This is a genomic window from Flavobacterium soyangense (genome assembly GCF_015277675.1).
GTDB classification, from domain to species: Bacteria; Bacteroidota; Bacteroidia; order Flavobacteriales; family Flavobacteriaceae; genus Flavobacterium; species Flavobacterium soyangense.
On the sequence record NZ_JADHEC010000052.1, the window covers coordinates 1 to 13,284 of the forward strand.

The 13,284-nt window shown below is 34.0% G+C and carries 8 protein-coding genes and 2 pseudogenes; 8 read left to right on the top strand and 2 right to left on the bottom strand.

The annotated features are described in order from the left end of the window. The 6 genes and pseudogenes from IR213_RS15185 to IR213_RS15210 all read left to right on the top strand — a co-directional run. A pseudogene (locus tag IR213_RS15185) lies at positions 1-99 on the top strand (IS982 family transposase); the annotation flags it as partial. Between the two features lie 93 nt (positions 100-192). Further along, the gene (gene glyA, locus IR213_RS15190; protein ID WP_194313148.1) at positions 193-1,467 is read left to right on the top strand and encodes a serine hydroxymethyltransferase; all 1,275 of its coding nucleotides are present in this window, start codon (positions 193-195) and stop codon (positions 1,465-1,467) included. A 184-nt stretch (positions 1,468-1,651) separates the two neighbouring features. Beyond that, positions 1,652-2,692, top strand: coding sequence for a GMP reductase (locus IR213_RS15195; RefSeq protein ID WP_194313149.1), 1,041 nt, complete (start codon positions 1,652-1,654; stop codon positions 2,690-2,692). A gap of 523 nt (positions 2,693-3,215) precedes the next feature. Then, positions 3,216-5,450, top strand: coding sequence for a formate C-acetyltransferase (gene pflB / locus IR213_RS15200; RefSeq protein WP_194313150.1), 2,235 nt, complete (start codon positions 3,216-3,218; stop codon positions 5,448-5,450). 101 nt (positions 5,451-5,551) lie between these two features. Further along, positions 5,552-6,328 (top strand): pyruvate formate-lyase-activating protein, encoded by a 777-nt coding sequence (pflA, locus tag IR213_RS15205; protein WP_194313151.1) that lies wholly within the window; start codon positions 5,552-5,554, stop codon positions 6,326-6,328. 18 nt (positions 6,329-6,346) lie between these two features. Continuing rightward, positions 6,347-7,516: an L-lactate MFS transporter gene (locus tag IR213_RS15210; protein WP_194313152.1), complete on the top strand. Its 1,170-nt coding sequence runs from the start codon at positions 6,347-6,349 to the stop codon at positions 7,514-7,516. 80 nt (positions 7,517-7,596) lie between these two features. Here IR213_RS15210 and IR213_RS15215 read toward each other — a convergent pair whose 3' ends face one another. Both IR213_RS15215 and IR213_RS15220 read right to left on the bottom strand, forming a co-directional pair. After that, complete coding sequence (locus IR213_RS15215) at positions 7,597-9,726, bottom strand: elongation factor G (RefSeq protein WP_194313153.1); 2,130 nt, start codon at positions 9,724-9,726, stop codon at positions 7,597-7,599. Positions 9,727-9,967: 241 nt separating this feature from the next. After that, the gene (locus IR213_RS15220; protein WP_194313154.1) at positions 9,968-10,537 is read right to left on the bottom strand and encodes a pentapeptide repeat-containing protein; all 570 of its coding nucleotides are present in this window, start codon (positions 10,535-10,537) and stop codon (positions 9,968-9,970) included. Positions 10,538-11,360: 823 nt separating this feature from the next. On the opposite strand from IR213_RS15220, the gene IR213_RS15225 reads away from it, so the two are divergent. Then, positions 11,361-12,443, top strand: coding sequence for an efflux RND transporter periplasmic adaptor subunit (locus IR213_RS15225; protein WP_194313155.1), 1,083 nt, complete (start codon positions 11,361-11,363; stop codon positions 12,441-12,443). Positions 12,444-12,466: 23 nt separating this feature from the next. Continuing rightward, positions 12,467-13,147: pseudogene (locus IR213_RS15230) on the top strand (efflux RND transporter permease subunit); the annotation flags it as partial. Between the last annotated feature and the right edge of the window lie 137 nt (positions 13,148-13,284).

Genomic DNA, 13,284 nt, shown 5'->3' on the forward strand with positions numbered 1-13,284 from the left:
AGAATTTTAGCTAAAATAACAGCTTTAACTTTGGTTCAATTCATCAATAGATTTATTTTTGAAAGACCAATAAACAATATTAAAACACAAATAGTTTAATTACACCCAACGGGTTCATCAAATATATATTAAACTAACTATTTACCAAACGTTTTTTTGTATTTTTGCACCAAATTAACTAAAATCAAAGAAATGCAACGCGACAAACAAATTTTTGACCTTATTTTAGAGGAGCAAGACAGACAAATTCACGGACTAGAGCTTATCGCTTCAGAGAATTTTGTAAGTGATGAAGTAATGGAAGCAGCTGGGTCTGTTTTAACTAATAAATATGCCGAAGGTTATCCAGGAAAAAGATATTATGGAGGTTGCGAGGTAGTTGATGTTGTCGAACAAATCGCCATTGACAGAGCTAAGGAATTATTTGGTGCCGAGTATGCCAATGTGCAGCCTCACTCGGGTTCTCAGGCAAATACGGCAGTTTATTTTGCTTGTTTAAAACCAGGGGATACCATTTTAGGTTTTGATTTGTCTCACGGAGGACATTTAACTCACGGTTCATCGGTAAATTTTTCAGGACGTTTATATAATCCTGTTTTTTACGGTGTTGACAAAGAAACAGGACGTTTGGATTATGATAAAATTCAAGAAATTGCTACCAAAGAGCAGCCAAAATTAATTATTGCAGGAGCTTCGGCCTATTCTCGTGATATGGATTTTGAGCGTTTCAGAGTAATTGCTGATTCTGTTGGAGCCATTTTATTTGCTGATATTTCTCATCCGGCCGGTTTAATTGCTAAAGGTTTGATGAATGATCCAATTCCACATTGTCATATTGTTTCCACAACTACACATAAAACCTTACGTGGCCCACGTGGTGGTTTGATTTTGATGGGTAAAGATTTTCCAAACCCAATGGGTTTAACTACTCCAAAAGGTGAAATCAGAATGATGTCCTCTTTATTGGATTTAGCCGTTTTTCCAGGAAATCAAGGTGGTCCTTTGATGCATATTATTGCAGCCAAAGCAGTTGCTTTTGGTGAAGCTTTGACTGACGAGTTTTTTAGATATGCTTTGCAATTGCAAAAAAATGCCAATGCAATGGCAGATGCTTTTGTAAAAAGAGGCTATGATATTATCTCTGGTGGAACAGACAATCATATGATGTTGATTGATTTGAGAAACAAAAATTTATCAGGAAAGGACGCAGAAAACGCCTTGGTAAAAGCGGAAATTACCGTAAATAAAAATATGGTTCCATTTGATGATAAATCACCATTTGTAACTTCTGGAATTCGTGTTGGAACCGCAGCAATCACAACTCGTGGACTTGTTGAAAAAGATATGGAAACAATTGTTGCTTTGATTGATAAAGTTTTAACTGACCATAACAATGAAGATGTTATCGAAGAAGTAGCCAATGAAGTGAACGAAATGATGAGCGAAAGAGCCATATTCGTTTTCTAAAAAAGAATAAATTTAAAAACAGATTTACTTCGTCTGTTTGCTTTGCTCGGGTCACTAATTTTCACTTATTCTATAATTTGTGTTAATTAGTGATTTCGTCTTTTATAGATTGTCGAAATACAGTGTTGTACCGCTTTATTTTGTAATTTTAGGAGGATATTTATACAATTAAAATTACTGCCAAATGAGAATAGAAACAGAAATAAAATTAGGGTTCAAGGATGTAATGATTAGACCTAAAAGATCCACATTAAAAAGCCGTTCCCATGTCACTTTAGAAAGAGATTTTAAATTTTTACATAGTACCACAACTTGGACAGGAGTTCCAATTATGGCTGCAAATATGGATACTGTAGGCACATTTTCGATGGCAAAAGCTTTGGCTGAAGAAAAACTTTTTATTGCAATTCACAAGCATTATTCAGTTCAGGAATGGAATGATTTTTTGCGTGATATTTCTCCTAAAACCTATAATTATATTGCCATAAGTACCGGTACAGGAAAAAATGATTCCAAAAAATTAGCTGAAATTTTCGAAGCCAATCCGCTATTGAAATTCATCTGTATTGATGTGGCAAATGGATATTCAGAGCATTTTGTGAATTTTGTGCAGCAAACCCGAAAACAATATCCTGATAAAGTGATTATTGCCGGAAATGTGGTTACAGGCGAGATGGTCGAAGAATTGTTATTGGCTGGGGCCGATATTATAAAAGTAGGAATTGGGCCTGGTTCTGTTTGTACTACCAGAGTAAAAACCGGTGTGGGGTATCCTCAACTTTCTGCCATTATTGAATGTGCCGATGCTGCTCATGGTCTTGGTGGACAAATCATCAGTGATGGGGGGTGTTTGACTCCCGGAGATGTAGCTAAGGCTTTTGGAGCCGGTGCCGATTTTGTGATGCTAGGTGGAATGCTTGCCGGTCATACCGAAAGCGGAGGTGAACTAATAGAAATTAATGGAGAGAAGTTCAAACAATTTTATGGAATGAGTTCGACCACAGCGATGGAAAAACACGTGGGTGGCGTTGCGGAATACAGAGCAAGCGAGGGAAAAACGGTCCAAGTACCTTTTAGAGGTGATGTTAAAGTTACTTTGAAAGATATTCTTGGTGGTTTGCGTAGTGCCTGTACGTATGTTGGCGCTTCCCGATTGAAAGAATTGACTAAAAGAACTACATTTATTAGAGTTTCTGAGCAGGAAAATACGGTTTATACCAAATAAATCATAAATATTTCAGAGAGTTTATAAGTTTAAAACTTTTTTTAATAGAGAATTGTAAACAAGGAATCCAAAATAAAAATTATTTTAAAATTTGTTCAATAATTCATCAAATCCCCTTTCGAAGTTTTGCTTTGAAAGGGGATTTTTATTTATCACTTCTTTTACAAAAATTTCAAAAAAAGATAAACTAATGATCAATTTTTTTAAGGATTTTGATGATGTTTTCAACATTTTTTTTGAATAAAAAATTCCTGAAACACCTATTCTCAGAAGAAAACTAACAAAAATTAAAAAATAAAAAAAGCTATACCGTTATCGTAAATATCATCTTTTTACTTCAAAAACGCATAAAAAATTCGGATAATAAACTTATGGACTTATAATTTTGCCGTATTTATTAAAATTTAAACAAAAAAATGTAATATTCATAAAAAAATAGTGTAAATCTATTTTATATTTACATATTTCGTAAGTTTAGATATATAAAAGAGAAAAAAATTAAATAAATTTTAGAGATAGAAAAATGAAAAATTTAGTAGAAAGTATGAAACTTAACGTGGGAGTTTGGAAAGACAGTATTAATGTGCACGATTTTATTTTGCAAAACCTTAAATCTTATGAAGGTGATGCTAGTTTTCTTGTAGGTCCATCCTATAAAACAATCCAATTATGGGATGTTTGTAAAGAATCACTTTTAAAGGAAAGAGAAAATGACGGCTGTCTTGCCATTGACACCAAAGTGATTTCAAATATCACCTCATTTGGACCTGGATATATTCAAAAAGAAAATGAAACTATCGTTGGACTTCAAACCGACGAACTTTTAAAAAGATCAATGAAACCTTTTGGTGGAATCAAATTGGTTGAATCGGCTGTGGCTGAAAAAGGGTTGAAAGTTTCTGATAGAGTAGTGGATATTTTTAATTATGCCAAAAATCACAATCAAGCTGTTTTTGATGCTTATGATAGTGAAATTAAAACCTTCAGATCCAAGCACGTTTTAACGGGATTACCAGATAATTATGCAAGAGGAAGAATAATAGGCGATTTCAGAAGAGTAGCTCTTTATGGAATAGACCGTTTGATTGCAGAAAAAAAATTGGATAAAGTAAAAGTTTCTGACGAAATGAGTGATGCAAAAGTGCGTTTGCGTGAAGAAATTGCTGAGCAAATCAAAGCTTTGCAGGATATGAAAACTATGGCACTTTCTTATGGAATTGACATTTCGAAACCAGCGACTACTGCTCACGAAGCGGTCCAATTTACTTATTTAGGATATTTAAGTGCCGTGAAAGAACAAGATGGTGCAGCAATGTCTTTAGGAAATGTTTCTTCGTTTTTAGATGTTTACATTCAAAACGACATCGAATCAGGAATCATTGATGAAGTACTGGCCCAAGAATATATTGACCAATTTGTAATGAAATTGAGATTGGTTCGTCACCTTCGTCCAGGAGCTTATGATGCTATTTTTGGTGGAGATCCAACTTGGGTTACCGAAGCCATTGGAGGTCAATTGCACGATGGAAGAACTAAAGTGACCAAAACTTCTTTTCGTTTCTTGCAAACATTGTATAATTTAGGTGCTTCACCAGAACCAAACTTGACTATTCTTTGGTCTGAAAGTTTGCCACAAGGTTTCAAAGACTTTTGTGCACAAGTTTCCATCGATACTTCTTCACTTCAATACGAAAATGACGATTTGATGAGAAACAATCGTGGTTCTGACGATTATGGAATTGCTTGTTGTGTTTCGTACCAAGAAATTGGAAAAACAATTCAACATTTTGGAGCTCGTGCCAATTTGCCTAAAGCACTTTTATTGTCTTTGAACGGCGGTAGAGAAGAAGCCGAAGGGGTTCAAGTGGTAAGTGGAATTTCTGAAATGGACGATGAAGTTTTGGATTATGATACGGTAATGAAATCTTTCGGGAAAACATTAGCCGAAGTAGCTCGTGTATATGCAAAATCAATGTATATCATTCATTATATGCACGATAAATATTATTATGAAAGAGCGCAAATGGCTTTAATTGATAGCAATCCAAATATTGATATTGCTTATGGAGCTGCGGGAATTTCGATTATTGCCGATTCACTTTCAGCCATTAAATACGCCAAAGTAACTCCGGTTAGAAATGAATACGGATTGACTACCGATTTTAATATTGATGGTGATTTTCCAAAATTCGGTAATGATGATGATAGAGTAGATACCATTGCTCAAGAAGTTACCAAAATCTTTATCGATGAGTTGAGAAAACATAAAACCTATAAAAATTCAACACCAACACTTTCGTTGCTAACCATTACTTCAAATGTAATGTACGGTTCAAATACTGGCGCAACTCCTGACGGCCGTAAAGCTGCTGAAGCCTTTGCTCCAGGTGCCAATCCAATGCACGGTAGAGATGTAAACGGTGCGATTGCTTCTTTGAATTCGGTAAGTAAATTGAATTACAACGATGCTCAAGACGGAATTTCATATACTTTTACTATGGTTCCAAAATCATTAGGAAACAATTTAGAAGAGCAAGTGGCCAATTTAACCACAACTTTGGATGCTTATTTTGGAAGAAATGCACATCATTTGAATGTAAATGTTCTTAACAAAGAAACCTTGTTAGACGCTTACAATCATCCCGAGAATTACCCACAATTAACTATACGTGTTTCTGGTTACGCTGTTAATTTTGTACGTTTGTCCAAAGCGCATCAATTAGAAGTGATCAGCAGAACTTTTCACGATACTATGTAATTGATTGCAAATCTTCAGAAAAAAGTAGGCTTTATAGATGCTATTTCTTTAATTATTTTTTAAAGAAATAGCGTTTAATACATCAATTAATACAACAAAATATGTACTTGCCAGAACAAGATACCCATTTATTAAACGAATTTGATATTGATTTATTGAGAATTCATTCTTTGGAAACCTTTGGAACACACGATGGTCCCGGAATCCGAATGGTGGTATTTGTTCAAGGTTGTCAATTTCGCTGTTTGTATTGTCAAAATCCGGATTCAATCGACATTCATGGAGGAATATTGGTCACTATTGACGAATTGGTTTCGAAAGCATTAAAACAAAAAGCCTATTTTGGGAAAGTAGGTGGAGTAACTGTTTCTGGTGGAGAACCATTATTGCAAAGAACAAAATTAATTCACTTATTTGATTGTTTGCACGAACACGGAATCAACACATGTCTAGATTCGAATGGACGTGTTTTAGACGATAATACCAAAGAACTTCTGGATAGAACCGATTTGCTGCTATTGGATGTAAAACACATTAATCAAGAATGGCACAAAAAACTTACCAGTTTAACTAATACTACTACATTAAAAATTGCCGAACATAGAGAAAGCACCGGCAAACCAATGTGGTTGCGTTATGTTTTTGTTCCGGGATGGACGGATCAAGAAGAATATTTGCATGAATGGGCACGACATTTTTCGGATTATAAAACCATCAAAAGAGTTGAAATCATCCCTTTTCACCAATTGGGAAAACACAAATGGGAGTTAATGAATATGGAGTATGCGCTTACAGACACGCCTTCGCCAACCACCGAAGCCTTAGAAAATGCCAAAGCTATTTTTAGCTTATATTTAGATAACGTTACCATAAAATAAAATAAATTTGATAGAAAAATGAAAAAGAATAAATATTTAATCGTGTTGGCAGGAATGATTATGCAACTGTCCATTGGGTCTATTTATGCCTACAGCAAATGGATTGAACCTTTGACTACAGCATTAAATTGGGATGCTCACGATACTAAAACAGGGTTTAGTTTAGCCATTTGTTTCTTAGGATTAACTGCTGCTTTTATGGGTAAATTGGCTCAAAAAATGGGCCCAACCAAGGCAGGATTAATCGCCACCGTATTTTTAGCCATTGGATTATTGGGTAGTGCTTTGGCTGTTAATATGGGCAATATTTATTTATTTTACTTAACATTTGGAGTTTTGCAAGGCATAGGTTTAGGTTTTGGATACGTTGTTCCTGTTTATACCGTTGTCAAATGGTTTCCTGATAAACCCGGATTAGCATCAGGAATTATCATTATGTCTTTTGCTTTAGGGTCTTTGTTGGCTTCTTTTTTAATTAGTCCTTTAATTGTTTCTATGGGATTGGCAGGAGCCTTTGCCACATTAGGAATTAGTTACGGAGTTTGTATGTTGCTGAGTGCTTTGTATTTGGCAAATCCTGTAAGTGTTAGCACAACTCAACACGCTCATATCGATTTGACTCCAAAAGAAATCATAACTGATAAACGGTTTATTGCCCTTTGGTTATTGTTGTTTTTGAATGTTTGTGGCGGAATTGCCATCATCTCAAAAGCGGCGATTTTGGGACAAGAAGTAGTAGGAATGTCCGCAACTCAAGCCACGATGTTTGTAGCTATCATTGGTTTGTTTAATGGGATTGGACGTTTGTTCTGGTCTAGTATTTCGGATAAAATAGGCTGTTGGACGACTTTTATGATTTTTATCGGAATCAACGTGGTTTGTTTTGCTTTAATTCCTAGTTTTTCGACCAATAAAGTTTCTTTTCAAATATTGACTTATGTTATTATTGCGGGTTACGGTGCGGGTTTTGCAACGATGCCGTCTTTTGTAAAAAGTATTTTTGGAACTAAAAATTACGGACAAGTTCTCGGTTATACTTTAACAGCTTGGTCGGCAGCTGCCTTTGTTGGTCCATTATTGTTAGGCTTGAGTACTGAAATCACTATTTTTTATCTGTTTTCTATCTTGTTAATTATTGCTTTAGTGGTTGGAATTTGGCTTAAAGGATTATTGGCAAAAGCTATTTAAAGGTATTATAAATTTGTCTAAACTTTTGGGTGCTGTCTAATCATCAGGACTCTTTTTATTTATAAGGACATTGATAGTATTTAAACCAGTTCTTCTTCTTTTTTAAATTCTGAGACTAATTTTTTCTGCATATCAAAAGAAACGGATTCGTAATGATCAAACTTCGCAGTGAATCTGGCTCTTCCCTGAGTTATAGATCGTAGATCACTACCAAATTCCTGCATTTCTGCAAAAGGAAGAAAAGCAGTAATCACCGTAAATTGCCCTTCAGAGTTCATGCTTTCAACCGAAGCTCTGTGGGTTTGGATATTACTCATAATTGAACCAGTAAGTTCCTCTGGGCCATGAATTATAATATGATAAAATGGTTCCAATAATTGTGGATCAGCTTTTACGAAGTTTTCTTTAAAAGCCATCATTCCTGCTGTTTTAAAAGCCAAATCGTTACTGTCAACGGGGTGCATTTTACCATCATATAAAATAACCCTGACATCTCTCACATAAGAACCGGTTAATGGACCTTTATTCATTTTTTCCATAATTCCTTTTAAAATAGAAGGATGAAAACGGGTGTCAATGGCACCTCCAACAATGCAATTGTAATAAATTAATTTGCCTCCCCAAGCCAAATCAATTTCTTCTTTCCCTCTAATATTGTATCCTTTTGGTTCATCCATTCCTTCAAACCAAGGTTCAATTTTCATAGCTACTTCAGCAAACTGGCCAGAACCACCCGATTGTTTTTTGTGGCGATAAGTGATTTCGGCACTTTTTTGAATGGTTTCACGATACGGTATTTTTGGATTTCGAAACTCAACCGATAATTTATATTGTTTTTCTAATTTCCATTTAATGATAGCCAAATGCAATTCTCCATGGCAATGAATAATAGTCTGATTTAATTCTGGTGAAACTTCAATGCTAATGGTTGGATCTTCTTCGACTAATTGATGTAGCGCAACAGATAATTTTTCTTCTTCGCCTTTTTTAGTACCTTCAATTGCTATTGAAAGCGTAGAATTTGGGAATATTATAGGTTCAATTTCAATGTGTTTTCCTTTTTCGTGCAGTGTATTATTAATATGTGTGTCTTTTAATTTTAATGTAGCACCAATATCTCCTGCCAATAATTCATTAACGGGAGTTCGTTTGTTACCTTCCACTTCATACAACTGGTTGATTCTTTCGACTTGACCTGTATTCTCATTGGTTAACTCATCACCAACTTTAATTTTACCGGAAAGCACCTTGAAGAAACTTAAATCACCAATATGTGGTTCCGACAGATTTTTATAGATAAATATGGCTGTTGGACCTTTTTCGCTGCATTCAATTGCTGCACCATCAATGGTTTTTTGTTTTGGCATTTCATAAGCTGACGGACATACATTATCAATAAATCCCATAATTCTGCCGCTACCCATATTTTTCTTGGCCGAAACGCAAAAGACAGGAAATATTTCGTGTTTTATCAGTGAATGATGTAATCCCAGTTTCATCTCATCTTCATTCAATTCTCCTTTTTCAAAATAAAGTTCCATTAAATCTTCATCATTTCCGGCAATAGTCTCAATTAATTCCTGATGCAAACGATTGGCTTTTTCAGTTTCATTTTCTGGAATTGCAACCTTTTCCGGTTTGCCTCCATTTTTCGAATATTTATACATGACCATATTTAAAACATCGATGATGGCATTAAATTCAGGGCCTTGATTTAATGGATATTGAACCACAACAACACTTTGGCCAAAATGATCTTTGGCTTCCTGTATCGTTTTGTCAAAGTCTGATTTTTCATTATCTAATTGATTTACGGCTAATAATATGGGTAACTTATAATCATTTGCGTATTTCCAGATAATATCGGTACCCACTTCAACACCCATAGAAGCATTTAGTAGCATAAGACCGCAATCAGCCACACGCATTGCGCTAATTATTTCTCCAGCGAAATCATCATATCCAGGTGTGTCAAGAAGATTTATTTTATATCCTTTCCATTTTGTATTTACTAATTTAGAAAAAAATGATTTCCCTTTTTCGTGCTCGATTTCAGTATAGTCAGCAACTGTATTTTTTTCTATGATTGTACCGCGACGATTAATTAAACCAGCTTCAAATAACATAGACTCAATAAGAGTTGTTTTGCCGCTTCCGGTATGACCAACTAAAACAACATTTTTAATGTGATTGATATCAAAATTTGCCATATACTTTCGTTTTAAATTAGATTAATGTATCAAATTTCAATAAAAATAACCACTTTAGAAATGATAAATATCATATTTTAAAATAGGATTACAGGATTGAATTTTGAGATTTAAGTGATAAAGAATTTGTACCCTTAAAAGTAATAAATTATTTTATTGCTTATTTAAAATCAACGCTAAATTATTGAGGAGTAATCGATAAGGGTGAAAAAGCAAGTGTTTTGGCAGTAGCTGAAGATTGTTAAAAAACAATAATGTCGTGTTTAAAAAGCAATCCTTTTATTCCGTCAAGCGAAAACACAGCTTTCTTGATTTTGGTTTTCGTGGGGTCGATGGTGTAGTTGTAGCTTGTTTTAAAATTGGCTTTATTGGCATTGGCTTTGCCAAATTCAGAACGATATAAATCACAGTTATCGAAAATAACTTCGGTCAAATCTGTACTCATAAAATCTACGGCAATAATACTACAATCAACAAACGTAGTTCCTTTAATTTTCAGGGTGTAAAATTTGGAAAAATCCAAAATACATTCCTTAAAATGGATTTCAAAAATTAGTTTGTCGCACATTGCAAAGTTCACTGCTGAAATTTTGCAACGATTAAAAAATACGGTTCTAAGAGCCACGTGATTGATTTTGGCTCCACTAAAAAGACAATCGTTGAAGGTACAGTCGATAAAAACGACTCCGATAAAATTGCATTGCGAGAAATCACAATTGTTGAAAGTGCAACATTCAAATTCCTTTAAATTGGCTTCTTGTTCCCTATAAGTGATGTTGTTGTATTCTACGTCAAGGAAATAGTCTGTCATTTTTGGAATTTTATACCACGTTTAAGATATTATTTGTGAGCAAAGTAACAAATTTCTAAAGATGAAAAACTTAAAAAATAAATAATTTTTTAGATTAAAAAATTCCATATTTTATAAGAAATTAATTAACTTTCTTGTTATAAGTAAATTAATGTAAAAGAGCAAAAAAATAATTTTCGCTAATAATGGCAATCATTATTTAAAAAAAAGTTAAAATTCACAAAACAAAAATTGTTAGTTCTTAACTTTGCGAACCTTATGAGAGCAATTGTTTTTTACATATGCCTAAGTTTTTTTCTCTCTTGCGGGGGAAGTCATTTATATGCAGATACTTATCATAGTCCTACAAGCTATAGTTATACTCACATTCTTGAGAAAAAGCAACAAGTAAAACATAGAAATATAAATCAGCGAAACTTATTAATTGAAAGTGATGACGATGATTTAGACGAGGAATTCCATACAAGCGACGAGCTTAATGATCGAACAATTAATAAATTTATAGCTGGAAAGCAAAGTTTATTGAACAGTAGGTTTTTTGCGTACTCTACCGCTAAATTTTTTAAGAATTACTCCAAAGGCATTAAAATTTTCTCGCCCTTTTGCGGCCAGTCAAATCCTATTTATATTGCGCAAAGCGTTTTAAGGATTTGATATACTTCACATTTATTATTTTAGGTTAGAACTTTCTTTTGAAAATTTTATAAAAAACCTTATTCTATTTTGTATAACTGTTTATGTTTATTCATAAGCAAAGTTATTTTTTATATCCACTAAAAATTCTGAATTCACTGCGTAAATCGCTACAATTTCATTAAAAACCATGAAGAAAAATTTAATTTTCACTAGCTTAATTGCCTTGTTGTGCTTAGTTAGTTGCACATCCAAAAAAGAAGAAAAAGAAGAGGCTGGTAAATATACCGTTACCAATCCTGTAAGTATTGATACATCGTTTACCAAAGAATATGTTTCGCAAATACACTCTGTCCGAGATATAGAAATCAGAACTCAGGAAAAAGGTTTTTTGCAAAATATATATGTTGATGAGGGCCAATTTGTAAAAGCCGGTCAGTTGTTGTTCCGTATTATGCCAAAAATTTATGAGGCAGAATTATTAAAAGCTCAGGCTGAAACGAAAGCTGCCGAGATAGAATTATTAGATACCAAAACCCTAGCCGACAAAAATATCGTTTCAAAAAGTGAACAAGCTATGGCTCAGGCAAAGTTAGAGCAGGCAAAAGCAGAAGTTTCACTTGCTAAATTACACTTGTCTTTCACAGAAATCAGAGCTCCTTTTGACGGAACCATAGACAGGATTCCACAGAAATTAGGAAGCCTTATCGATGAAGGAGAACTACTAACCAGTCTTTCTGATAATAGTCAGGTTTTTGCTTATTTTAACTTATCTGAGCCCGAATATCTGGAATATCAAACTAATGTTAAAGGACGTGGTGACAGTAGAGTAAGTTTGCTTTTGGCCAATAGCAAACCTTTTAAATACAAGGGAAATGTAGAATTAGTCGAAAGTGAGTTTGATAATGAGACCGGTAATATTGCCTTTAGAGCAAAATTTTCTAATCCTGAAAAACTTTTAAAGAATGGTGAAACAGGTAAAGTACTTATGACTGTTCCCGTTAAAAATGCATTAATTATTCCACAAAAAGCCACTTATGAAATACAAGATAAGATATTTGTTTTTGTGGTAGATAAAAATAATGTTGTGAAGTCAAAAGAAATTACCATTGCCGGTTCAATGCCGGATATATATGTGGTTAAAAGCGGTATTACCCAAAATGACAAAATTTTGCTAGAAGGAGTTCAAAAAGTGAAGGATGACGATAAGATTGAATACGATTATCATAAACCAGAAGAAGTGTTATCTCATTTGAAATTAAAAGCTGAATAGTCTTAATACTTAAATCATAAAAAATGTTTAATAAATTTATAGAAAGACCAGTACTTTCAATAGTAATATCTTTGATGATTGTTTTGCTTGGTATTTTGGCTATGACCCATTTACCAGTTACACAATTGCCCTCTATTTCACCACCAAAAGTGAATGTCACAGCTGAATATCCAGGAGCAAACAACGAATTGTTGATTAAATCTGTAGTAATCCCATTGGAAAGAGCTATCAATGGCGTTCCTGGAATGAAATACATAGCATCGGATGCAGGTAATGATGGAGAAGCTTCTATACAAGTAGTATTTAATCTTGGTACAGACCCAAACCAAGCATCAATAAATATTCAGAACAGAGTGGCGTCAGTAGTAAATAAATTACCACCGCTTGTTGTTCGTGAGGGAGTAAAAATTACTAGAGAAGAATCTAATAATTTAATGTACATCAACGTGTACAGCAAGGATCCAACCATGGATCAAAAGTTCTTATACAACTTTACAGATATTAATATACTTTCGGAAATTAAAACAGTAGATGGAGTTGGTGATGCAGATATTATAGGTAACCGGGATTATGCAATGCGTGTTTGGTTAAAACCAGATAGAATGTTAGCTTATAAAATCTCTGCCGACGAAGTAATGGAAGCATTGAGCCAGCAAAGTTTAGAAGCTTCTCCAGGTAAAACTGGAGAAAGTTCAGGCAAACGTCAGTTCGTCTAAAAACCCTCAAACGAACTCAATTTTGTTAATCAGGGCGTAAATATATGTGATTTAAACTACAATTAAAATTCTTTGTTGAAAAACGGATTGTTCATTCTTAAAATAAAACAAGGCATAAAAAGCTT